The sequence below is a fragment of the Nostoc sp. genome, from assembly GCF_036918015.1.
Taxonomy (GTDB): Bacteria; Cyanobacteriota; Cyanobacteriia; order Cyanobacteriales; family Nostocaceae; genus Nostoc.
On the sequence record NZ_JBALEO010000075.1, the window covers coordinates 1 to 24,205 of the forward strand.

Below are 24,205 nucleotides of genomic sequence, written 5' to 3' on the forward strand. Positions count from 1 at the left end.
CTCCCCATCTAAATTTCAATTGATGATGTATCAAAAAAATGTCTCACATCAGGTCATATAAATTGATTTTTTACTGCTTGTGAGAAATCCGGGTTTAAGAGTTCAAGCATAGTTTTGCTCACTTGAGGCTGAACTTATCTACATATTCTACTATTAAAACGATGAAAAAACCGTGGTTGCTAAAAATTTAACCACGGTTTTTACTTTATAAAACTTTATCTTGTGTTAGCGCCTACAGACAATTAATCGCGGCCATTGATGGCAATTAACAACCGCAAGATAAAGACAAACAAGTTGATGTAAGTTAAGTACATCGACAAAGCAGCAGGCAGATATTGGTCATCGCTGTAAGTGCGGGGCAAGATGTAGAAATCAACTACAGAAACCCCAACAAACAGGAATACTCCTAAACCGGAGATGGCGATTTCTAACCAATTTGGCGTATAAACACCAAACATAGCAAAGCCGAATTGGGCTAGACACACAACCACCAAGGCAATGACACCAAGATTAATGGTTTTCGTCAAAGCCATGCCGTCTTGTTCAGAAAGATTTGAACCAATTTGACGGGCAGCTATAAAGGTGACACCACAACCAAGGGCAGCCAAACCAATGCCTTGAATGCCAACACCTTGGGATCTCAAAGCGACAAATATCAAGCCACTGAGAGTATATCCAGACAACAGGCTGTAAGTTGCCAACAGAGGTAGTGCAAGTCCCTTGTTACCTTTCTGGGCAACATTTTGGGCAACAAAGAACAAAATTAACTCCAAAATCACCGCACCAATGAAGGTGGGGAAGAATATTTCGGGGTTAGTACGGATAACTCCTAAACCGCCGTAGGTTCCTAATGCCGTTAGCACCAATCCACCACCGACGTAGGGGAGGGCGTTGGCAATCACGTTTGGGCCAACGAGGGCGTGAGATTTAGCCTCACGGATAGCTTCACGAAAATTACTGGTATTGCTCATATTGAAAAACTGTTTTTTAGGAAAACGTTCTGCTTATTCCTATTCTTACCAATCTTTACCGTTAACGGACAAGGATTTAATATCGTTGTCAAATCTGAAGGGCGGCTTTGTTGTTGAAAATTAGACTCGTCAGTTTTTGAGGATTTCACAGCATCTCTAGTACTGATAGCATACTCTTTACCCTTGATTGCAACCTATTTTGCGATTAATTCAGTACCGATCCACTTGCGCTCAGTATGACAGATGACTATTAGGTAAGTTATGCATTTTTCAGCATAAATAGCTAGTTTTTGTTGCAAAAGCTAAAGATTATTTACCATTCAACAGTTCTATAAAAAGCAAAAATCACCTGTAACAGAGGGGTTCGCAAAATCATGCGTACAAATACTGAATTGTGGAGTTAGACCCCTAACAAGTTCAGTGAAACGACGATAGCTTATTCTTCCCTGACTCAGCAAAATAATAACAGCTTAGAAGAAAATATACGCAACTCTATTTTCTCAGGAATAGGAGTTACAACAAGGGAATGTATATGGCAACAAGTGAGTCCTCTTTACGAACTGATGGTATAGAATTATTGCACTTGTACCACCAGAATCCTTCTATTAAACTTCGTAATAAACTTGTACAGTTACATACTGGCTTAGTACGGAAGATGGCTCATAAATTCAGCCATCAATGTAATGAACCTTATGAAGATTTAGAACAAATTGGGTATTTTGGTTTGATTAGGGCTATTGAGCGTTTCGACCCTAGCCAAGGATATGCTTTTAGTTCCTTTGCAGTGCCATATATTCGCGGTGAGATGCTGCACTTTTTGCGCGATCGCAGTACTCTATTAAAAATTCCTCGTCGTTGGCAAGAATTATATAATGAAGGACAAAAGATTCGCAAGGACTTATCTATCTCTTTAGGTCGTCCGCCCAAGGATGCTGAAATTGCCAGCCAACTTCGGGTATCTGTACAAGAGTGGCAAGAAACCAAGTTAGCTGCTCAAAATCGGATGCCTTTGAGTTTAGATGCAACCGCAGTTAACTATGTTGATTGCCAAATAACTTTGGGTGAGGCACTTCCTTGTCCTCGTTCTCATGTGCTTCTGCAACAAGAAGAAGAACGCCAACAACTCCAAGGCGCAATCAATATGTTAGAAGAAAAGCCCCGTATGGCAGTTGAAATGGTATTCTTGAGAGAACTTTCTCGCAAGGATGCGGCTAAGAACATTGGTACTAGTCCAATGACAGTAACGCGCTATCTGCAAAAGGGAATTCAAGATTTGATTTGTTATTTGCAACCACAGGTAATGCCTACTGGCTCGTAGTCATTAGTCAATGGTCAGTGGTTAGTAGAAAAGCAACTGACAAATGACAAATGACTAATAACTAATTATCTAGATTTTAAATCAGCGATCGCACCTTTGGTCATGGCAGCAATAGCTTGGTCTGTCGCTTTTGGCAAATGATAATATTTACCGCCTGCTGTTTGCGATAGTTCCTTAGCAAAGCCAGTAGACACAAATTTGCTTTCCGTATCAATTACTAATAGTTGCATCCCCAAAGCACGAATTCTCGCAGCAATTTCTAATAATTCTCCTTTGATATCTGGCTTTTCTCCTGGTTCAAGCTGTTCACCTAAAGAACGCGCTAAGGGAATATTACCCCGCCCATCGGTGATTGCTACAAGGACAACTTGCCCAATATCTCCACTCATCTGAGCATTTAAGCCGACGCGCACAGCTTGAGTTAAACCATGCGCTAAGGGCGAACCCCCACCACAGGGCAACCTTTCCAAACGGTTACGTGCCAAAGCAATAGAACGTGTTGGAGGCAATAATACCTCTGCTTGTTCTCCCCGGAAGGGAATTAATGCTATTTGGTCGCGGTTTTGATAAGCTTCAGTCAGCAGTTGCATCACCGCACCTTTAGCCGATTGCATTCGATTCAAGGCCATTGAGCCAGAAGCATCTACCACAAATACTACCAACGCCCCGGCTTTGCGTACCAGGCGTTTCGAGCGAATATCAGGCTGCTCGACAATAACTTTTCTATCTGGTTGTCTTTCTCTTCGTGCTTTCTGATAAGGAGCCGCAGCTCTCAAGGTGGCATCTACTGCAATGCGTCGTGCTTTCCCCTTGGGCAACATTGGCTTAATGTAACGTCCCCTGTCATCGGAAAAGATGACACTACGACTACCAGATTTACCTTGCCGCTTCGCCATTTGAGTAAAGTAAAGCACGTTGTCATCAAGAATTACCCCTTCTGGATCAAAGATAAACTCTTCCGGGATGCTGGGGGGTTCTTGCTCTTGATTTTCTTCCTGTTCCTCTTGTTCCTCCTGTTCTTCGTCTTCCGATTCGTCTTGAGGTTCTTCTTGATTTTGTTGCGGCGGTGGTGGAGGCGGTGGTGGTGCTTGATCTGGTGGTGGTGTCTGTACAACTGTGGCGCGTGGTACAATTACCAATTCCACTGCACGGCGCAAATCTTCAGCATTAACTGTTGTCCGTCCCTCCAAAGCCGCTGCCGCTTTAGCAACCCGCGTGGCGAATAACTCGGCGCGATGTCCCTGAACTCCGCCGCGAATGGACTCATCCACCAAGTAAGCAATTTGTTCATGGGTAATGATTACTTCTTTTAACCATTCCCGCGCTAAGATGATTTGGGTTTTGAGGGAGTCTAAGTCTTCGTTGTACTGTTTGAGGAAGTTTTGGGGAGATTTAGAATAAGCGATAGCTTGTTCAACTGCTTCTACTCTTTGATCTAAGCCGAGTACACCATCAGCAGAAAGTGCGATCGCAATTCTATCTAGCAAATGCTCCCGTAATCCGCCTTCTTCTGGATTATAGGTTGCTATAAACAGGGATTTACACGGATGCTGAAAGCTAATCCCTTCCCGTTCAATCTGGTTGCGTCCGTCAGATAATACTGTTAAAAGCTGATTTGATATTTGGTCATCTAATAAATTAATTTCATCTACGTACAGTACACCCCGATTGGCTGTAGCGAGTAAACCGGGCTGAAAAATCGTATCACCTTGTTTTACCGACTTTTCAACATCCACTGAACCTAATAGTCGGTCTTCTGTAATACCTAGAGGAATTTGCAAAAAAGGCGCAGGAATGATTTCGACGGGCACATCTTGAATGTCTTTGTCTGCGTACTCCGCCAATAATTGATCGTCCCATTCTTCTGGGTGGTTGGGGTCACAATTGCTGATTGAACCTTTGACAACTTCAATGGGCGGTAGTAGAGCGTGGATAGCACGAGCCATTACAGATTTTGCCGTACCGCGACGACCTGCGATCGCTACTCCTCCCAAACCAGGATCAACTGCGGCTAACAGCAAGGCTAATTTAATTGCTTCTTGACCGACTACGGCTGTCAAGGGAAAGGCAGTGATGGTGGGGTTGATAGTAGGCGCAGGCATTGTTTGCTTTCATAGCGAGTCTCGGCCTTTAGCATACCAATTTCTGGCACATTTAGAATAAGTATTATGGCAATGAGAGAAAGGTAAGTTTATGAGTATTGCACAGGCTAAACGCTTCACACTGGATGAATACCACAGGCTTGGAGAATTGGGCTTTTTCCATGAAGATGACCATATTGAATTAATCAATGGGGAAATTATTGAAATGGCATCCAAAGGTAAAGCTCATGAAACTTGTCTAAGGAATTTATGGAAACAACTTCCAAAAATTGTAGGAGATAGGGCAACTCTACAATCTCAAGCCCCAATTACTTTACCACCTAACAGCGAGCCTGAACCAGATTTTGCGATTGTTCAAAACCGAGATGATAATTATCTATCGGCTCACCCTAAAGCGGCTGATGTGTTATTGGTGATGGAAGTTTCCGATTCTTCTTTAGCTTATGACCAAGATGTGAAAATACCTCTTTATGCTAAAGCGGGTATTACTGATTATTGGATATTCAATTTATTTGATAATTATTTGGAAGCTTACAGTGAACCATATCAGGATAATCAAAGCAGATATGGTTATTCAAATAAGCGAATTTTCTTGTCAAATGAGATAATAAATTTTCCCTGTTTCCCTGATTTATCTCTTGATTTAGCTAAGGTGTTTCCGCCAAAGCTGATTTTTTAAACTTTGTTATAGGATTCAGTCATAAGACAAAGGAGTAAGTTTTATGGCTTATAGTGATTTTAAACTTATTGAAGTTATTGATTCTTTTGGGTTAGTTATCCACGAATCATCTGGACTATTCGCAAATGTGCAGGAGCAAGAGTGTAGTGATTTATTATCTACTATTCTTAGGGAAAATGTTGATTTAGCAGTAGCGATAAGTTCTGAAAAAGCTCGGAGTGAAATGATAATCAGTCCAATTTTATTAGAAATTAGACGGAAATTTAATTATGAAATCAGCTTTTTTTCGGGAGTTGACTTTACTGTTGATAGCCAGCGAGGATTAAATGGATTTTGTGATTTTATCTTGAGTCTTTCCTCAGAGCAGTTGCTTGTACGTAGTCCGGTAGTTGTTTTAGTAGAAAGTAAAAATGAGAATTTGAGGTCTGGTTTAGCGCAATGTATTGCCGAAATGGTAGCTGCCCAGCTATTTAACGAGAGAGGTGGAAATCAAATCAAAGCTATATATGGTGCTGTTACTATCGGTACGATCTGGCAATTTCTCAAACTTGAAGGGAATGTAGTTTCGATTGATTTGAGTGAATATTATATTAAGGATATTAAGAAAATTTTAGGTATTTTGTATGGTGCGATCGCGCAAAGTAAGCCGGAAATTATTTATGAACTATAATAGCAATCTTAAATCATTCACGAGAAACAAGATCCCCGACAACTTTTACGAAGTCGGGGATCTGCGGCAAAGTATTTTTGCCAAAAAAGTCAGTCTTCTCAAGTTACTCAATAAAAAATAACTAGTATGCCCTTGACATTACTACTATCATTTGTTAGTGTTATGTGCAATAGAGCAAAAGAGTCATCACCCAAAAAGCTAAAGCTGATGTTGGTGGTCGCACTTGTGGAAGTTTTTAACTTCTAAGTGAGCCTGTAGTAGAGCAGTTCAGTAACTGATGAGTTAAGTATCTGGTTAACTAATTAAATTAAAGTTTAGTTTGTTAGCTAAATACTTAATTCACCAATTACTCACCTAGTCTATTACAGCCTCACATAGAAGTAATTAACTTTCAGATGTGCGACTTCTAACATACATTTAGTACAACCAGCTTGTAGAGTTGAAGACTGTACTGAGTGTAGGTGTTCTTGTAGAGATTTCCAATTGGAATTTCTGTTACATAACACTACCTTAATGCTAGATACCTGATGTTCCGATGCTGTTGCAAATAACAAGCAAAAGGAAACTAGAGTAAATGAATACTAGACAGAAACGCAACAAGAAGCAACAACTTCTTGATTTATATGGTTCTGAATGTTGGTGGTGTAGACAGAATCTACTAACAGAATATCTGACAATTGATCACCTTTTACCAAAGAGTCGTGGTGGATCTGACTCGTTAGAAAACCTCCGATTTTCTTGTTTTTCATGCAATAATTCTCGTGGAAATAGTCTTTATCCACCTAGTTCAAGAAGTATTAACTATTTCTAGATAATACTTTTGTTTTTTTAGGCTTACCTTTTGTGGTGTGGGCAAGGATACCCACCCATTTCATCCCATTAAAATTACAAATTGGAAAAAAGTAAAATGCACAAAATTTTGATTTTCAAAAATGAAAAACTTTTGCGACAAGCACTTACCCACCGTTCTTATGTCAACGAACATCCTGGAGAAGGGGAACATAACGAACGCCTAGAGTTTCTCGGTGATGCTATTCTAAATTTCTTAAGTGGTAAATATCTCTATGAAAAACACGCAGAAAAGGGAGAAGATGAATTAACTCGGCGGCGTTCTGCGCTGGTAGATGAGAAGCAATTAGCAAAATTTGCTATTGAAGTAGGTTTAGATTTTCGGATGCGTCTAGGACAAGGTGCAATACGAGATGGAGGCTACCAAAATCCTAATTTACTTAGCAGTACATTTGAAGCTGTGATTGGTGCTTATTATCTGGATAACAAGTCAGATGATAACAAGTCAGATATTGAGGAAGTTCGCAAAATTGTAGAACCTTTGTTTAATTCTGTACCTGAGAATATTGTTGTGTCTCGCTCTAATGTAGACTCAAAAAATCGCTTTCAGGAATGGGTGCAATCTCATGTTACCCCAAATCCCCCGATATATGAGACAGAACAAATAGGAGGCCCTTCTCACGCGCCAATATTCGTAGCTAGAGTATTGGTAGATGCAAAAGAGCATGGAACGGGTACAGGACGCAATAAAAAAGATGCAGAAAAAGCTGCTGCTGAAGATGCGCTAGCTAAGTTGAAAAAACAAGGTTTATTATAGAGTTTATGGGTTCATAAATTTTGATAATTTTAGAATTAGGAACTTCTTAACACTGAAAAAACGCAAAAAAATGAGGATGGTATACTCCACCCTCATTTTATTTTTTGTCACTTTACTCATTTCCAGATAGTAGCCGGAAAGGAGTCAAATATTATAGTTGCGGTACGTACTGTTGCTTATCTGGGACTTCAGCGTACTCAGCCACAATCTGGCGGAATTCTTCGCCGTCAATTGTTTCTTTTTCGATGAGCAAATCTACTAAGCGATCGGTGACAGTGCGATGGTCACGGATGATCTTCTTAGCATTGTCGTAGCACTGCTCAACAATTTCCCTGACTTGTCCATCAATGCGGGAAGCAATAGATTCAGAATACTCAGATCGGGTTGTCCAGTCACGACCCAAGAATACTTCTCCCTGCTGGCTTTCTAACGACAGTGGCCCTAAGTCGGACATCCCGAACCGAGTCACCATCTGCCGGGCCATTCCCGATAATTGCTGCAAGTCTCCACCAGCGCCAGTAGTAACTTCCGCAGCCCCAAAAATTACCTCTTCGGCGGCGCGACCACCCAAAGCACCAGTAATTCTAGCTTTCAGTTGAGAACGAGAAATTAATCCCTGTTCTTCATTGGGAGTAAACCAAGTTAAACCCTGTGCTTGTCCCCGTGGAATTAGGGTAACTTTCTGTACTGGGTCATGGTCTTTTAACAAAGTCCCAACTAAGGCGTGTCCGATTTCGTGGTAAGCAATTAAGCGCTTGCTCTTGCTATCTACCAAGGGAGTGCCTTCCATCCCGGCAACTACCCGATCTACCGCATCATCAATTTCGCGGAGGGTGATCGCTTCTTTGCGTCTTCTAGCTGTGAGAATTGCTGCTTCGTTGAGCAAGTTGGCTAAGTCAGCACCAGTGAATCCAGGAGTGCGACGAGCGATCGCATCTAAAGATACGCTAGGGTCTAGTTTCTTGTTCCGCGCATGGACTTGTAAGATTTCCAAACGCCCTTTGATATCCGGTGCATCAACTGTTACTTGGCGGTCAAAGCGACCGGGACGCAACAAGGCTGAGTCTAGTACATCGGGACGGTTGGTAGCAGCAATAATAATGATGCCTGTGTTACCTTCAAACCCGTCCATTTCGGTGAGCAATTGGTTGAGGGTTTGTTCTCTCTCGTCGTTACCGCCACCGATACCAGCACCCCGTTGTCTACCCACGGCGTCGATTTCATCAATGAATATGATACAGGGGGCGTTATCTTTAGCTTTCTTGAACAAATCGCGGACGCGGGATGCACCTACACCAACGAACATCTCCACAAATTCCGAACCGGAAATACTGAAGAAAGGTACACCTGCTTCGCCTGCGATCGCTTTTGCTAATAAAGTTTTACCAGTTCCAGGAGGCCCAACTAACAGCACTCCCTTGGGAATGCGTGCGCCTACAGCAGTAAATCTTTCTGGCTGCTTCAGGAAGGTGACGACTTCTTGTAGTTCTTCCTTAGCTTCTTCGATTCCGGCTACGTCGTCAAATTTGACCCCAGTTTTCGCCTCCATTTGGAAACGCGCTTTGGATTTGCCGAAGTTCATTGCTTGCCCTGGGCCGCCAGGGAGGTTGCTAGAACGCCGGAACAAAAAGAACAGCCCAGTAATCAATAAAACTGGAAAGATGAGATTGCCCAACAATCCCCAAATTGCGCCATCATTCCGCATGGGGTGAGCATCAAAACTAATGGCTTTCTCTTTGAGCTTGCTAATTAACTCAGGAGCGTTAACAGGCAAATCCACACGCCACCTTTGGACACGATTTTCCAGGTCTGGATCGCGCGCTTCTATAATTGCCGTCCTACCGCCTTCATACAGATCCACACTGTTGACGCGATCGCTGTCCAAGTATTCTAGAAAGCGACCATAAGTCATGCGAGTATTGGCTGCATTCTTAGTCATGTCGGCAGGAGCGCCTGCAAACGCCCCTTGCCAGAAGAAAAAGCCAATTACCAAAGCCGGCAATGTCCAGAGTGCTACGACTTTCCAAGAGAATTTCATTTTAATTTGCCTCTAGATGCCTATACAACTTGTTAGCTCTAGTAACCGAATGTTCATCACTCTGTCACTTTAAGCTGTTAAACGGATGTTTATAAATCCATTTTGTTTAATTTGATCTCTTACATGCACTGCCATAAGGCAATTAGAGCATTATGGCGATGCCAACAAGAATCTTAATCAAAGTTAACTTAATTTTAATACAATATCGCACGAGAAAAGGGAGCGCAACGGTATGCAAAGACAGAGAGAATTTCTCCAGAATGCTCCTCGTATCGTCCAAGCCGCTCTCAATAATGATTCTGGGGGAGTGGGGAGTGGGGATTGGGGATTGGGGATTGGGGATTGGGATTGGGGGAGATAAGGCAATACGGTTCAGTTAAGGCTAAAACTCTTTGTCAAAGTCAATTTTTTAACGAACCACAGAGGCGCAGAGAAGCCAGTGCGTTGGGCGGGTTCCCCGACTTGAAGCAACTGGCGCGGCACTGAGAGAAGAAAGAAATGCTTAACTGAACTGTATTGGGAGATAAGGGAGATGAGGGAGAATAATTGAACAAGTTTTTTCCCAGTCCCCAGTACCCAATCTCCAATCCCATGCCCAATTCCCTACTTTACTTCTGTAATTTTTAGAGTGTAAGGAAGATACTTGCCCTTTTCGTAGGAACCAACCCAAATTTGGTAACTTCCAGGTAGCCATTCACCAACAATGCCAGCATTTTTGCCATCAAAATCGTCATTGCACCAAGTACCACCGGGCCCTTTGATAATTATGGTGGTGTCTTCAGGACTTTGCACTTGCAACTTCAGGTAGTCAAATTTACTTGTTAACGCTAATGTGTGGTCTGGTGTTTCATCCACAAATCCGGTACAAGGGCCAGTGGCTGTTTCGCTTCTCCCACCTACTTGACTCCCAGATATTGAACCACCACTCATCCCGCGAACTGTCAGGGGGTCTGGCGAAAACTGAGGGCTAAGGGTGACATCTCCAAATATCGTTGGCGCTTCCTGGGCATCAACCGCAGCATTAACTGTCGATGTGATGAAGAGCATAACTATCATGAACGATAATCTCATCCCTCTATTGAGCGCTTTTGTCGGCATTGTAATTACGTTCGCTTCTAAGTGTTTCTGAAGACATGAATTTTACACACCAAGTTCCCAACATGAGGAGAATTGACTAACTATTTTAGATGTGAAATTGAGAATAATTCATTAGTAATTAGTCAATGATTTTTTGTTCTTATAGTTGCTCTACCTTATGGATAGGGGCACACATTTGTGCGCCCCTAAAATCTAAAATATTTCTAAAATCTGGAAGTAATCGCTACTTAGCTTCCGTTATAGCCCGACTCAAGCGCGGTTTATCTAAACCAATCTGATTTAGTAGTAACCAAGATTGGATTAAGTCGGGGCCATGAACATCTCCAGTTAAAGCTGCTCGGAGCGATCGCATTACTAAGCCTTTTTTGACTTTTTGTTCTTTGACCACTTGTTTAATAATCTCCTGGGCGGCGGCTTCTGACAATTGCGGTTGATTTTCTAAAGCTGTGACAATCGCTTCAAGAACAGCCGCCGAGCCTTCTTGCTTCAGTTGCGTACTACCTTCCTCGCTAAATTCAACTGTATCGCTAAAAAACAGTTGGCTTTGAGCTACTCCATCTACTAGGCGAGTCAAACTCTGACTAATTAAAGTTACTAGCTGTTCTAACCAGGAGCGTTCTCTTCCACCATCAAATTTATAGCCAGTAGTTTCCCAAAAGGGTATGAGTAAATCTGTGAGTTTATCTACTGGCGTTTTGTGGATATACTGACTGTTCAACCAATCCAGCTTGTCCCAGTCAAACTTTGCGCCTGCTTTATTTACACGCTCAAAGCCAAACTCCTTAGCTGCTGTTTCTAAGGTAAATATTTCTTGCGTTGAGTCTGGTGGCGACCAACCTAGCAATGTCATGTAATTTACCAAGCCTTCAGCAGTAAAGCCCATTTTCTGAAAGTCAGAAATGGAAGTGACGCCATCTCGCTTAGAAAGCTTACGCCCTTCCATATTCAAAATTAATGGCGTATGGGAAAACTCTGGAATTTTTGCACCCATTGCTTCATACAGCAGAATTTGCTTGGCAGTATTGGCAATGTGGTCTTCTCCGCGGATGACATGGGTAATTTGCATATCGATGTCATCCACTACAACGACAAAGTTGTATAAAGGTTGACCGCTTCCCTCTTCTGAGGCGCGGGCGATGACCATATCACCACCTAAATCGCTACCTCGCCAAGACATCTTTCCCCTTACTAGATCGTTCCAGACAATTTCCCGCCCATCTTCGATTTTGAAGCGAATTACAAAGGAGCGACCTTCTGCTTCAAAGGCGGCGCGTTGTTCTGGGGTGAGGTTGCGGTGACGGTTGTCATAGCGAGGTGCTTCGCCTCTGGCTTTTTGAGCTTCTCGGAGCGCCTCTAGTTCTTCGGAAGTAGTGTAGCAGCGATAGGCTAATCCTCGATCTAGCAGTTTTTCTACTGCTTCTTTATAAAGATCCAGGCGTTGGGATTGGAAAAAAGGCCCTTCATCCCAGTTAAGACCTAGCCAGCGCAGTCCTTCAAGAATATTGTCGGTGTATTCGGGACGCGATCGCTCTAAATCTGTATCTTCTATTCGCAGTATAAATTTACCGCCGTGGTGACGGGCAAATAACCAGTTGAATACAGCAGTTCTAGCTGTACCAATATGTAAATTTCCGGTTGGACTCGGCGCAATACGGACTCTAACAGTCACAGTTAATTCTCTCTTTCGCAAAGCATGATAAATGTAGCTTATATTTAAATCTTGAATCCTGAGTCAACCTCTTTGGGTAATTCAAAATCCAATATCACCTTAGTTAAGTGATTCGCTACTCATAATTTTAGAACGGGACTGACGGGGCTCGAACCCGCAACTTCCGCCGTGACAGGGCGGTGCTCTAACCAATTGAACTACAGTCCCTTGTTTGGCAACTTTGCTATTATCACTATTTTTTCTTTACTTGTCAAGTGTTTCGGAGTCAGGAATTAGAAATTATTTTTGTTACGTATTTTCCAGGTGCGAATTATGCGTTAAAAAGACCGTGATAATACAACCTGTGGCTCTGATTCCAGATGTTGCAACATTCTGGATTGCATTTGTTTATACTGCTGCTTCAATAGCTGTTTGCTCAATTGGGGTTGAGAAGCGGCTGGTAGACGATGACTCTGTTGCACCCAGGTTTTCAACATTTGCCGCTGAGTTAACTCAATGCGACTGCTGAGAACCTTGATACAAGAATGTGGTGCTTCCAGAGTAAAGAAAATCAAAGGATATTGTTCATTTTCAGCCAGGAAACTTACCATCTTAAGATTTTGGGGATTTTGCATATCTAAGTAGCATGGTAGCCACTTAGGAGCCAATTGCCGATTGTAGAGTACAGTTACCCACAACAGCATCGGATGAGGCGATGTCACAAAGATAAACTGGTTGTAACGCTTAGAAACCGCATAATTTTTGATCTCTTGTTTAGACAACATCAACCATAACGCTGTCATCGAGCCTTGTGGGGTGTCTAGAAGCTGGGGAAAAACAATTTCTTGAATTGGTTTATTTGGAGGCCACAAAAGTTGCCGATAGCTTTGTTCTACTGTGATTGGTAATGCAGAATTTAAGGGACGACTAAGAACGGAGTTAGAGGCAAAATTTGTAGGTAAACTGGAACAATTAGACTGTTCTAAACTATTTAATACTTGCAAAATTTCAGCGATATTTTGAGGGCGATCGCGTACTTTTTTAGCCAGACAAGCCATAATTAAATTATTTAGTTTCTCAGGTATTTTAAGAGTTGGTTTAACATCTGCGATCGTTTTTGGTGCTTCAAAGTGATGTGCTTTATACCAAGCACCAAAGTAATCAGTTTCCGTTTGCCAAGGTTTTTTACCTGTAAGCATCTCAAACATCATCACACCCAGACTATAAATATCAGAGCGACTATCTAATTTTTCCCCATCTAGCTGTTCTGGAGAACAGTAGGGTAAAGTGCCATTAAATCCGCTACTTGTACTAGCTGTTGATGTATAATTCAAAAATCTAGCAATACCAAAATCGAGAATTTTAACTAACTGACCCAATATTGGATCGGGAATAACTAATATATTGGCAGGCTTGATATCTCGATGAACCAACGGACAAATTTTGCCATCAATATTAATCCCTTGATGGGCACACTGTAAGCCCAAACAAATTTGGCGAGAGAGAGTCAAAAACATGGACAGAGATAGCGGAATTAAATCCTTTAAACTCTTGCCAGATAAGTATTCCATGACGTAGTATGGTTTTCCTTTCTCATTCACACCATAATCATACGCCCGCACTATATGTACGCTCTTTTGACTCAAGGCTGCACTCATTAAGGCTTCACGAGCAAAGTCTTGTTGCATCTTGGTATTAGCAACAGTTTGAGTCAAAAACTTGATAGCAACTGGTATACCTCCTAACAAAACATCATTTGCTAAAAAAACTTCACCCATGCCACCGCTGCCAATTAATTGCTTGAGTTGATAACGATTGGCAAGTAAGCCCGTACTACTTGGAGATGTAAATGGGCTTTGATTCACTTTGTTCACCTCTGATGCTGAATCCATTTAAAGTTAGCGATAAACACATAAAACTATTATTAGATAATGGTGGCAAGCATTTTGATTTTGATAGCAGACTTTCAACGATGCAATAGCAGTTTCAAAAACATTTCCAAGAATTTAGTCATCCAAATTTTTAAACCATCTGTCTCAGATTTTTGATGTGTGGCTAAGTTTCGTAATATGTCTAACTTTAGCTTTTCGTACTCTGTTTTTAGAATATTTTTGGCTTGACTAGGCAAAATTAATTCATTGGACTGTTGACTAACATCTAACCAATCTATTAGTTGTTGACGCTGTTTAGCTGTGAGATTTAAAGTCGTTACATGAGAGCAATGAGTCGGATCTTCTAAGGGGAAAAATAGTAAATGATAGTAGCCTACTTCTGCTAAACTACGCGCTATATTTTTACTCTTATTATCTTTTAGATCCAGAAAATAAGGTAGCCACTTAGTTGTAGAAGGTTGGGTGTCATATAGTATTGTTACCCACAGTAGCATCGGGTACACATTCATTTTACTAATAAATTCAGTACTATGTATTTTATCCAAAAATTTTGCAATCTCTTGTTTGGGCAACATTGCCCAAAAAGTTGGTATAGATTTTTGAGGAGTCTGTAGTAAATGGGGAAATCCAATTGGCGCAATTGGTTTATTTTTAGGCCAATTTTTCTGCAAACACTCTTTTTCTGATAGTAAAGTTGCGGGTACTAATTGAACTGGAAGCGAAATTTTAATAATATCAGTGGTATTGCTAGAAATAACATTATTAACTTGGGCACTAACTTTTTCTAAATCTTCTAATATTTGGTTGATATTCTGCGGGCGATCGCTTACTTCTTTAGCTAAACAACTCATCAATATTTTTTCTAATATTTCTGGTATTTTAACTTGCGGATTTACTTCTTCAACTGTAGGTGGCATTTGAAAGCGATGAGCTTGATACCAAGTACCAAAGGAGTTACTTTTTGTTTGAAATGGATGTTTCCCTGTCAGCATCTCAAACATTAATACTCCCAAACTATAAATATCAGAGCGGACATCTAGCAGTTTACGCCCTTCCATGTGTTCTGGAGAACAGTAAGGCAAACTGCCAATAAAAGAATCTGTTAGGGTCATCCCACTTCGCTCTGTTAAAAACTTGGCAATACCAAAATCTAGTATTTTAACAATTTCACCTTTTTTACTATCTTCGGCAATAAATATATTTTCTGGTTTAATATCTCTGTGAACAATAGGATAAATCTCTCCTTTAAGGCTAATACCTTGATGGGCACATTGTAAGCCTAAACAAATTTGATTACAAATTTCTAAAAACTTCGATATTGTTAAGGGCTGAATTTTCAGAATTTGTTTGAGATTTTTTCCTTGGAGGTATTCCATTACATAAAATGGAGTTTTATCCTCAGTAACTCCATAGCTTAAAATGCGAACAATATGTTTACTTTTGCGACCCAATTGAGCGCCAATAAAAATCTCTCTGGCAAAACGTTGGGACATTTGTTGGTTTGACAAACTAAGTGATAGGATTTTGATTGCGATCGGCATACCGCCTTTAGCAGTATCTTCTGCTAGATAAACTCTACCCATTCCCCCTTTGCCAATCAAATCTCTGATTAAATAGCGATTGTTTAAAAAGTGTCCGATGTAATCGTCTAATTCTACTTTTTGCCCTACCATACTCTCAATTTTCTTTTCTGGCATAAAAATCATTTATAAAAAATGTTATTGGCAAAATACTTTAATTCAGTCTAGCTAATTATTAAATTGAAATCTAAGAAATATCTGAACTTTGAGAAAATTAATTATATGCTGTAAATATGCTTAAGCTCTGTGCAAAAGCTGCTAAACATTGTGTAACATATTTATTAAGGAGTACGGTTGAGAAATTACACGTAAACTATAAATAAGCTAGATAAAGTTACTTAGTAGATTCCGTGAATACACAGGAATAATCAAAAATAACTAAATAGAAGTCAAGCTGCGATTTCTACGATGGTCACTGAACTTTGTCGTACCACTTGCCTACGGCACGCTGCGCGAACGTGGAAGCAAGCTACGCGCAGCGTCTCGTAGAGAAGTGTGGGCTACGCCTACACACTTTTATTTCTATACATTTAAAGGTTAAAATTTGGGATGAAACGGCGTAGTAATCTAATAAGTGGATTTTCAATTTTAATTTTAAAGGCCAGTATTTGGGTGCGTTGTAGGGAGTTAAAATTGTTATCACTGATAAGAATTAATGATTGTTGACCATCCGGTAGTTTTGGGCCAAGAGTTAAGCCTTCGATGTTGTCTAGCAGTACATCTAGTTTTCTCAAATCTAACAGCAGTTTTTTATTAACAGGTTTAATATTTTTGGAGTCAACTGCTAAAAGGCTATCAATATTATGAATATCATCAGCTTCTTCTAAAGAAACTTGAAATAAGGAAATAGCAAATCCTAAACCAGTAAAAGACCTTTCTAAACTTAAGAAGTGTCCTTGATTATCGAGAGCAAGTAAATCAGGTAATCCACTAGTAAATTTGCCAATCAGATTCAAAAATGGTGCAACTGGTTCAGTTTGGTAAAGAAATTCCTTTTCTGACTGGTTGTTGAGCAAGTTGTATTGCAAAATTCGGCAAGGACTACCGATATTAGGTTTAGCTGCAACACCATCTTGAATTAGAGCATTTTCGGTGGCTGTGAATAAATGCTTGTTATCAGGTGTGATTGTGAGGCTTTCAAAAGCTAAATTGTTGCGGATACCTTTTTGACTAGTTTTATCTGGTAAAAATTTATTTGGGATGGGGAGTGTTACAATTTCTTTGCCAGAAGATAGTGAGAACTCTTTAATAAAAGGATTGATTAATTTTTCAGCGTTACCTTCAGAAGAAATAAATACAGTTGCTTTATTAGTGAATGCAATACCTTCTGTATCAGTTTCACCAGGACGAAATGTTTGACTATTTTCATTTAGTAATGTGGTAACGCTGACTGGAATAATTCCACCTTTTTGTAAGGAACCTTTACTAAAGTCGATTTTCAAGGTGTAGAAACGAGCAGCAGCTTTTTGTCCACGATCATCAGAGATAGCATAATAAAGGTTGTCTTTTGGATTATATGTAATTCCAGATAAACCTCCAGCTTCAGTTTTTTGAAAGATTAGACCTTTTGGTAAGGTGGCTTCTCCGATAAATTCTATACTACTGACTTCAACACCATTTGACGGTAAGTTTGCGAATACGAAGCTGATAATTAGAATTGGAATAAAAACGTAAAGAATTTGTGGAAATACGAAGATTTTTTTAATTCGCTGCATAGTTTTTTTATTAGATAAATATTTATATAAACGTCCAAATTTACGTCTCTATGAATAATATCAATTAAATAAAGAATTTGACAGATATAAGCCTGAAAATCGGGAGCATCCACTTTTGGAAGAAACACCGGGCGATTGGAAATCGCGGCTATACAAAGTAAACCCGCGCAGGCGGGTTTTAGAGTGTTCCAAAAAATAAATGATCCAAAACCCGTCATTGCGTTCGCCCTTGGCGTTCCCGAAGGGTACAAAGCGAAGCAATCCCAGTCTTTGCGATTGCTTCGCTTCGCTCGCAATGACAATTGGGTATTTTTTTACTTGGAGTACTCTTATAGAGTCCGCGCAGGCGGACGAAAGTTTGTATAGCCGCAGACTTCTCTTCGCGTAGCGTGCGCCGGCGATCTGCCAAAACGGGATGCTCCCTGAAAATCTTTATAAAATAAAGCTTTTTTAATTTTGGGGAAAATCTGAGCAGATGTTTCCTTTACTCAGACTTTGCAAGACGTATTTTGAATTTGAAAACCTTTAGAAAATACGAAATTATTTAAGCTAGTCGTAAACCATATTCATCTTGAAAAAAGTTGACAAGCCAATCTTTGACTTTAAGGGTGGCGCGGCAGTCATCTTCATTGTAACGTTGGATAATTTCCAGTAAGGTGCGATCGCCTGTTTCTAACCATTGATCGTACCAGTAAATACACTTAGCACCACTAGCTTCTTTATCACGCCACTCAAATCCTATCCAACGAGCGATCGCTTTCAAGGCATAGCTTTCTACGGGTAATGCTACACTTTGGGTTAATTGTTCATACACATCTACAAATCGATTCAGTACAGGACGCACTAAGGATTGTGGAGTGCCGTAAAGTTTTGCCAACCGTTTGACTGTATCAAACTCGTATACACAAAAATGATAAATTGGTGCTTCGGGATATTGCCAAACCAAATCTAAAAATTGCTGCCAAACTAATTCTTCGTCTTCTGGTTTGTCTGCTAAAAAGGAATAAAATTGTTCTGTATTAGCTTGTCTATTAACAACCAAAACCCCTAAAAGATAATCTAAATCTAAGTCTGGCTGGGCTTCAATATCAAAATAAAGCTCTATAGGTGCTGTAAATGTAATATCTTCTATTGGTAGCGGATATGGTAAAATTAACGGTCGTTTTTCTAGTGCAGATTGAGCTTGCACTACCAATTTGGGCGCTACTTCGGTGTCAAAACCAAGTAGCTTTTCTAAGCTGTTGGGACTGGTGTTAGCAAGAGATTCCAGTGTGGTAATGTCTAAGGCTTGGAGTTGAGTGTAGCGAAGGGGTGTTACACCTGGTAGCAGTGAGAGATGTTTTTCAGATTGAGCGATCGCATAACATTCACTATACCAATGGCAAAAATTGCACTTTTGGCGAGAAATAAACACCTCTGGCGGATTAGGTGACTCTAAAACTTGAATAAACTCCTCCAGAATCTGCTGCATCCGTGGTGTCCATTTGCACAGATCCACTGCATAATTCTTATTTTTGGTTCGTAATATGAGTGAAGCTGTTTCAGGCGCAACTCCCTGCACTGTTGCCAACACTTGGGCATGAAATGCAGCGACAACCTGATATTCTTGCTTAGGGCGCTTACCCAGTTCAATATTCGCCGGGACATAGATCCAATCTCCAAAATGGGATTGTCCTGGTTGTTTCACGAGTAAATCTGGACGACTTAGCAGAGTGTCTGCTTCGGAATAAGTTGCTAACAGTACTCCTTTATAGATGTACTCAACTCCCTGCTGCATCAATTCTAAAGTTGCCTTCTCTGCCTTTTCCCAGTTTCCATAAGAATAATCTGGTTGGTGATAAGTCACGTTTGCCAAAGCACTCAATTGATGAGCGATTTTGTCCTGTTGCAGTTTCCGTAGCAACTCATTGGGGGCATCGCGCTGACTTTTGTCACCGTGGATATCTAGAAAAGGTCGGCGTTTACAGCGTTGGTATTGCAGTAGGAGTTCAGCATTAATTAGCATCCTTTTAAGTTAACAAGAATTAGCAGAATCTGGGAGTAACTGTGACAATTAAAATCTAGAAGTGGCAATACCTTCTCTGCGTTCGCGCAGCGTGTCGTAGACAGAGCTTGCTTCCCCGTAGGGGTACGGTGGGCTACGCCAACACATCCACGCTTAATTTGCTATTTATTTTATACTGTCAACAGCTAGCTATTGGCGTAAACAGCACAAGCATTTGCTTTTCTCCTAAATTACAACTGAGGGAGAGTAACAAAACCACGGTTTGTCCATTATTACAAGAGTACATGACAGAACAACATGAATAAACCGTGTCTCATCTGTGAGCGTGTCACACTCTGGAAAAACGGTCAGAATCCCTACTTTATCCACGAATTCGAGCATTCAATCTTTGTGATTGGCGATCATCAATTTCATCGCGGATATTCCCTCATCCTTCTAAAACAACATATTCGAGAGTTGCATGAACTTCCCCCAGTTATTCAGTCTGCCCTCTTTCAAGAGGTGATGCTGGCAGGAAAAGCTCTTGTTAACGCTTTTAATCCGTGGAAAATGAATTATGCCTGTTATGGAAATGGTGAGCCACATATTCATTGGCATCTCTTCCCCCGTTACGAGTCCGATCCAGACCGCAAGGCTAATCCGTGGCATCATGTATCAGAGTTCAAACACCATTTGATTACTTCTCAAACAGCCCAGAATTTAGCACATAAAGTCACAGAACATTTATCGTTACTGATTACGAGATGAAATTTAGCAGTGGGGGCTTAAATTAATTTCATCGCTTTTACCACAAAGTGCAAATACTTCTGAATATCAATAGCCTGCAAACAGCAGATATCCCTTGTGAATTATGACTAGTGTTTCTACATCATCAATCAAGCTGCATCGAGAGCAATTTCCTGCTTTAGCGAACAAGGCTTATTTCAATTATGGGGGACAAGGGCCGATGCCCCAAAGGGCAATGGATGCGATCGCCCAAACTCAAGCTTATGTTCAAGAAATAGGCCCCTTTGGTAATGAGGCGTATAGCTGGATAGCGCCTCAGACTCAAGCTGCTAGAGTTGCGATCGCTTCTGAGTTTCATGCACCATCTGAAACAATTACTCTCACCCAAAATGTCACAATTGGCTGTAATATCGCCATGTGGGGCATTGAATGGCGTGCTGGCGACCATCTGTTGCTCTCAGACTGCGAACATCCAGGCGTAATTGCTACAGCGCAGGAAATCTCGCGGAGATTCGCTGTGGAAGTTACCACCTGTCCCCTAAAAGCAACTTTAAATGAGGGCGATCCGGTAGAAGTTATTGTCCAGCACTTGCGCCCCAATACCCGTCTAGTAATATTGAGTCATGTTTTCTGGAATACTGGTCAAGTTTTACCTCTTGATAAAATCGCCGAAGTATGCAGGAATAATCATTCTTTTTTACTGATAGATGCTGCCCAATCTGCTGGTTTATTGCCTTTAAACTTAACTGAATTGGGAGTAGATTTTTATGCTTTCACTGGTCACAAATGGTTATGTGGCCCTGCGGGTGCTGGTGGTTTGTATGTCCGCCCAGAAGCACGAGAAAGCCTGAAACCTACGTTTATTGGCTTGAATGGCATTGTTGTAGATAGTCAATCTCAGCCTGTAGATTGGCTTCCAGATGGGCGACGATACGAAGTGTCTACATTATCTTATCCGTTGTATCTTGGGTTAAAGGAAGCGATCGCAATTCATCAACAATGGGGAACGTCACAGGAACGTTACGAGCAAATTTGTCATAACAGTGAGTACCTCTGGCGACAATTAACGGCGTTACCCGATATTAAATGTTTGCGAACTTCCCCACCTGAAAGCGGCATAGTCTCCTTTCAACTTGAAAATAGTCAACCTCAAGCTAATTTGAAGTTAGTGCAATTTTTGGACTCACAAAGAATATTAACTCGGACAATTGCCAATCCTAGCTGTATACGTATTACCGTTCATTACTTTACTTTAGAATCGGAAATCGACTTATTGATTGAGGCGATTCAAAGTTTTTGCAAAATTAATTAAAAGTTAGGAGTTAGAAGTCTGGAAATTATGATTTTAACTCCTAACTCCTAACTCCTAACTCCTAACTTAAAAATGGAACGCCCAATCTTATACTTAGCCATAACTAACCACGGCTTTGGTCATGCTACCCGCACGGCTTCTGTTGCTGCAACAATTCAAAAGTTATGTCCAGAAGTTTTGCTAATTGTGGTAAGTACTGCCCCACGCTGGTTGCTAGAGTGCTATATAGAAGGCGATTTTATCTATCGTCCTCGTGCATTTGATTTGGGTGTGGTGCAAACAGATAGTTTGACAATGGATAAAGTAGCAACTTTAGAAAAATTGCTGGATATTAAAAAACATCAAAATTCGCTCATTGCCTCAGAAGTCAATTTTATCCGCCAAAATCGCGTTAATCTTATTTTGGCAGATATTCCCTTCCTCGCTCCTGGGTTTGCTAAAGCGGCAAATATTCCCTGCTGGATGATGAGTAACTTTGGCTGGGACTTTATCTACCGAGATTGGGGAGGCGAATTTACCGCAGTTGCAGATTGGATTAGTGATTGGTATTCAAAGTGCGATCGCCTGTTTCGTCTCCCTTTTCACGAACCAATGCTAGTTTTTAATAATATCACAGATGTCGGCTTAACAGGCGGTTCCCCCCGTCACTCTGCTGATGATTTACGTTCTCTGTGGGGAATAACTGCACCAGTCGAAAAAACTATTTTGTTGACCTTTGGCGGGTTGGGTTTACAGCAAATTCCTTATGATAACCTACAGCGATTTCCAGATTGGCAATTTATCGTATTCGATCAATCTGCTCCTGATTTACCTAATTTAGTGAAAATTAATGACCGCAAATACCGCCCTGTAGATTTTATGCCTATTTGTGCGCGAGTCGTCTCTAAACCTGGCTATGGTACTTTTTCGGAAGCCACAATACTAGGATTACCAATTGTCACAATACCGCGCGAAGACTTTGCCGAAGCAACTTTTATAGTAGAAGGTATAACTAATTATAATCAGCATCAAATCATCACCCCATCTGACTTTTTTCAAGGGGCTTGGAATTTTCTCCATGAGTTACCCCAACCTCCAAAGCAATCTCAACCAATTGCTAAAGATGGTAATGAAGCGATCGCTAAAGCTGTTATCAATTATTTACAGACGAAATAAAGTTATTCAAAGTAACATCAATGTAATCAGACGAACTCTAACCATAGATAAATAAATCTATGTCTCAAGAATACAATTGACAGATGTTAACTGACTTCAGAAAGATTTATAATAACCGTACTAAATCTAGCGATCAACTAACGGCAAACCAACAACTAAATCAAGCAGATTGAACTGCTAACTAGCTTTTACTGTCATCAATAGTTACTGTTTCAAATGACTCACTACCAAAAGTTACTAAAAATTTCCACGACTGGCAAATCTTTTTACAACATCACTGCAAAAATTGCAGCCACAGTTGCAGAATCGGGTGTTGAAACTGGTCTTTGTACTTTATTTTTGCGCCATACTTCAGCCAGTTTGGTCATCCAAGAAAATGCCGATCCTGATGTTCTTGTGGATCTAGCTAATTTTATGTCAAAACTCGTACCAGAATCAGGTAAATATATCCACGATGCAGAAGGACCCGATGATATGCCAGCACACATCCGTACTGCACTCACCCACACTTCTGAACATATACCCATTAATCGCGGACACTTAGTACTAGGAACTTGGCAGGGAATTTATATTTGGGAACACCGCCAACGCAGTCATTCCAGAGAATTGGTTGTTCACATTTCTGGATAGCCGATTCTCAAGTTTTATTGAAGGTGCGGTTTTGTAGAGTTTAAATACTCTGGTTATACTGTCTACCTTTTGGATATAATCTCCTAAAATCATGGTGATATGCATTAAAAAAAATATCGCCTTGATAAATTTTTCATCACAATTATTGATGCAAAACTAACCAGATATGCATTAAATAGTTCGTGTATATTTGTAAATCAAAAAGTTAAGTTTATTTGTGATTATTAAAGAATCCGCTGATGCCAATATACACTAATATTTAGTGTAAGCTGTCTGGGCTATTACTATTACTATGAAGCAAGAACTAACACCAACTAATACTTTTAAACTTATTGATGAAATCCTTGTCCAGCAGTCTTTTAAATTATTGTCACTTAGTCCTCAAAAAACATTAATTACCAGCTTTACAGACTTGGGAAATTTGATTGCGGAACAAAATACCGACATTCAAATTATCACAAATCTTCAAAAGACTCTCGAAAACATAGTCTGTACCCAAATAGAAAATTTCCCAGAAAACATATTTTGGGATTTTGATTTTTTGGTAAGTAGTATGCTTAGACAGGCTTTAAATGCAGATGAGGGCGCTATCCCTTTCTTAAAAGTTTTTGGTGAAAAGATGGTTTGTCTGACAGAGATGTTCGGCAATAAAACGGAAATGCGCTTTCGTTATGTTCATGATTTTATGTATGGGTTTGAGTGGGCAAGATGGGTACAAAAAGAGCCACAAAAACGCGCACATATAGAACCTTTTAATCTGGTATTTTTGGATTATTTGCTCGTCAAAGGTAAGGAACTTTTACAACGTATTAATCATGGTCAGGTCGTATCTTATAAACTGTGTGAGACAGGCTACCGCAACCCCTTTACCTTTTCTCGTGAACCAGAAGATGAATACCGTCTGCTAACTTGTCTTGCTGAAGAAGAACTTATTCCAGTAGCAGTATGGAACTGGAATGCTAGCCCTGTATGGAACAAACCTTTCCAGGAAATGCGCCAGCAATTAGCATTAAAATTAAATATTCAACCACAGAGACGCTGATTAGCAATTAAAAATTGC

At 40.5% G+C, this 24,205-nt stretch carries 20 protein-coding genes and 1 tRNA gene; 11 read left to right on the forward strand and 10 right to left on the reverse strand.

Going from position 1 to position 24,205, the window contains the following annotated elements; translation table 11 throughout:
• Nucleotides 1–242: 242 nt before the first annotated feature.
• On the reverse strand, nt 243–971 hold the full coding sequence (locus tag V7K61_RS21550; RefSeq protein ID WP_094340245.1) for a Bax inhibitor-1/YccA family protein: 729 nt from the start codon (nt 969–971) through the stop codon (nt 243–245).
• 532 nt (nt 972–1,503) lie between these two features.
• On the opposite strand from V7K61_RS21550, the gene V7K61_RS21555 reads away from it, so the two are divergent.
• Entirely contained in the window at nt 1,504–2,289 is a 786-nt protein-coding gene (locus V7K61_RS21555; protein WP_094350441.1) for an RNA polymerase sigma factor SigF, read from the forward strand.
• A 65-nt stretch (nt 2,290–2,354) separates the two neighbouring features.
• On the opposite strand, the gene bchD is transcribed toward V7K61_RS21555, so the two are convergent.
• Complete coding sequence (gene bchD / locus V7K61_RS21560) at nt 2,355–4,391, reverse strand: magnesium chelatase ATPase subunit D (protein ID WP_335056362.1); 2,037 nt, start codon at nt 4,389–4,391, stop codon at nt 2,355–2,357.
• 91 nt (nt 4,392–4,482) lie between these two features.
• Between bchD and V7K61_RS21565 the strand changes: the two genes are divergently transcribed.
• The 4 genes from V7K61_RS21565 to rnc all read left to right on the forward strand — a co-directional run bounded on the left by V7K61_RS21565 (nt 4,483) and on the right by rnc (nt 7,346).
• Nucleotides 4,483–5,070 carry a Uma2 family endonuclease gene (locus V7K61_RS21565; protein ID WP_335056364.1) on the forward strand — a complete coding sequence of 196 codons (588 nt, stop codon included), beginning with the start codon at nt 4,483–4,485 and terminating at the stop codon, nt 5,068–5,070.
• Nucleotides 5,071–5,113: 43 nt separating this feature from the next.
• On the forward strand, nt 5,114–5,740 hold the full coding sequence (locus V7K61_RS21570; protein ID WP_335056366.1) for a hypothetical protein: 627 nt from the start codon (nt 5,114–5,116) through the stop codon (nt 5,738–5,740).
• A gap of 574 nt (nt 5,741–6,314) precedes the next feature.
• Entirely contained in the window at nt 6,315–6,551 is a 237-nt protein-coding gene (locus V7K61_RS34190; protein WP_442936345.1) for an HNH endonuclease, read from the forward strand.
• A gap of 96 nt (nt 6,552–6,647) precedes the next feature.
• Nucleotides 6,648–7,346 carry a ribonuclease III gene (rnc, locus tag V7K61_RS21575; RefSeq protein WP_335056368.1) on the forward strand — a complete coding sequence of 233 codons (699 nt, stop codon included), beginning with the start codon at nt 6,648–6,650 and terminating at the stop codon, nt 7,344–7,346.
• 151 nt (nt 7,347–7,497) lie between these two features.
• On the opposite strand, the gene ftsH2 is transcribed toward rnc, so the two are convergent.
• Nucleotides 7,498–9,384 (reverse strand): ATP-dependent zinc metalloprotease FtsH2, encoded by a 1,887-nt coding sequence (gene ftsH2 / locus V7K61_RS21580; RefSeq protein WP_334701136.1) that lies wholly within the window; start codon nt 9,382–9,384, stop codon nt 7,498–7,500.
• Nucleotides 9,385–9,616: 232 nt separating this feature from the next.
• Here ftsH2 and V7K61_RS21585 point away from each other — a divergent pair, with 232 nt between their 5' ends.
• Nucleotides 9,617–9,745 (forward strand): hypothetical protein, encoded by a 129-nt coding sequence (locus V7K61_RS21585; RefSeq protein WP_335056370.1) that lies wholly within the window; start codon nt 9,617–9,619, stop codon nt 9,743–9,745.
• A 242-nt stretch (nt 9,746–9,987) separates the two neighbouring features.
• Here the strand turns inward: V7K61_RS21585 and V7K61_RS21590 are convergent, their stop codons facing one another.
• The 7 genes from V7K61_RS21590 to V7K61_RS21620 all read right to left on the reverse strand — a co-directional run bounded on the left by V7K61_RS21590 (nt 9,988) and on the right by V7K61_RS21620 (nt 19,322).
• A complete protein-coding gene (locus tag V7K61_RS21590; protein ID WP_335056372.1) occupies nt 9,988–10,482 on the reverse strand; it encodes a hypothetical protein in 495 nt (164 codons plus the stop codon).
• Between the two features lie 223 nt (nt 10,483–10,705).
• A complete protein-coding gene (gene gltX, locus V7K61_RS21595; protein WP_335056374.1) occupies nt 10,706–12,151 on the reverse strand; it encodes a glutamate--tRNA ligase in 1,446 nt (481 codons plus the stop codon).
• Nucleotides 12,152–12,284: 133 nt separating this feature from the next.
• A tRNA-Asp gene (locus V7K61_RS21600) sits at nt 12,285–12,358 on the reverse strand.
• Between the two features lie 110 nt (nt 12,359–12,468).
• Nucleotides 12,469–13,995 (reverse strand): serine/threonine protein kinase, encoded by a 1,527-nt coding sequence (locus V7K61_RS21605; protein WP_335056376.1) that lies wholly within the window; start codon nt 13,993–13,995, stop codon nt 12,469–12,471.
• 101 nt (nt 13,996–14,096) lie between these two features.
• On the reverse strand, nt 14,097–15,719 hold the full coding sequence (locus V7K61_RS21610; RefSeq protein WP_335056378.1) for a serine/threonine protein kinase: 1,623 nt from the start codon (nt 15,717–15,719) through the stop codon (nt 14,097–14,099).
• Between the two features lie 413 nt (nt 15,720–16,132).
• The gene (locus tag V7K61_RS21615) at nt 16,133–17,317 is read right to left on the reverse strand and encodes an esterase-like activity of phytase family protein (RefSeq protein ID WP_335056380.1); all 1,185 of its coding nucleotides are present in this window, start codon (nt 17,315–17,317) and stop codon (nt 16,133–16,135) included.
• A gap of 544 nt (nt 17,318–17,861) precedes the next feature.
• Nucleotides 17,862–19,322: a TM0106 family RecB-like putative nuclease gene (locus tag V7K61_RS21620; RefSeq protein WP_335056382.1), complete on the reverse strand. Its 1,461-nt coding sequence runs from the start codon at nt 19,320–19,322 to the stop codon at nt 17,862–17,864.
• Nucleotides 19,323–19,619: 297 nt separating this feature from the next.
• On the opposite strand from V7K61_RS21620, the gene V7K61_RS21625 reads away from it, so the two are divergent.
• The 5 genes from V7K61_RS21625 to V7K61_RS21645 all read left to right on the forward strand — a co-directional run bounded on the left by V7K61_RS21625 (nt 19,620) and on the right by V7K61_RS21645 (nt 24,187).
• The gene (locus tag V7K61_RS21625) at nt 19,620–20,069 is read left to right on the forward strand and encodes an HIT family protein (RefSeq protein WP_335056384.1); all 450 of its coding nucleotides are present in this window, start codon (nt 19,620–19,622) and stop codon (nt 20,067–20,069) included.
• Nucleotides 20,070–20,172: 103 nt separating this feature from the next.
• A complete protein-coding gene (locus V7K61_RS21630; RefSeq protein WP_335056386.1) occupies nt 20,173–21,360 on the forward strand; it encodes an aminotransferase class V-fold PLP-dependent enzyme in 1,188 nt (395 codons plus the stop codon).
• Between the two features lie 72 nt (nt 21,361–21,432).
• Nucleotides 21,433–22,515 (forward strand): glycosyl transferase, encoded by a 1,083-nt coding sequence (locus tag V7K61_RS21635; protein WP_335056387.1) that lies wholly within the window; start codon nt 21,433–21,435, stop codon nt 22,513–22,515.
• A gap of 216 nt (nt 22,516–22,731) precedes the next feature.
• Nucleotides 22,732–23,145, forward strand: a complete 414-nt coding sequence (locus V7K61_RS21640; RefSeq protein ID WP_335056389.1) for a secondary thiamine-phosphate synthase enzyme YjbQ — start codon at nt 22,732–22,734, stop codon at nt 23,143–23,145.
• Nucleotides 23,146–23,437: 292 nt separating this feature from the next.
• Nucleotides 23,438–24,187 carry a hypothetical protein gene (locus tag V7K61_RS21645; RefSeq protein ID WP_335056391.1) on the forward strand — a complete coding sequence of 250 codons (750 nt, stop codon included), beginning with the start codon at nt 23,438–23,440 and terminating at the stop codon, nt 24,185–24,187.
• Nucleotides 24,188–24,205: the final 18 nt, after the last annotated feature.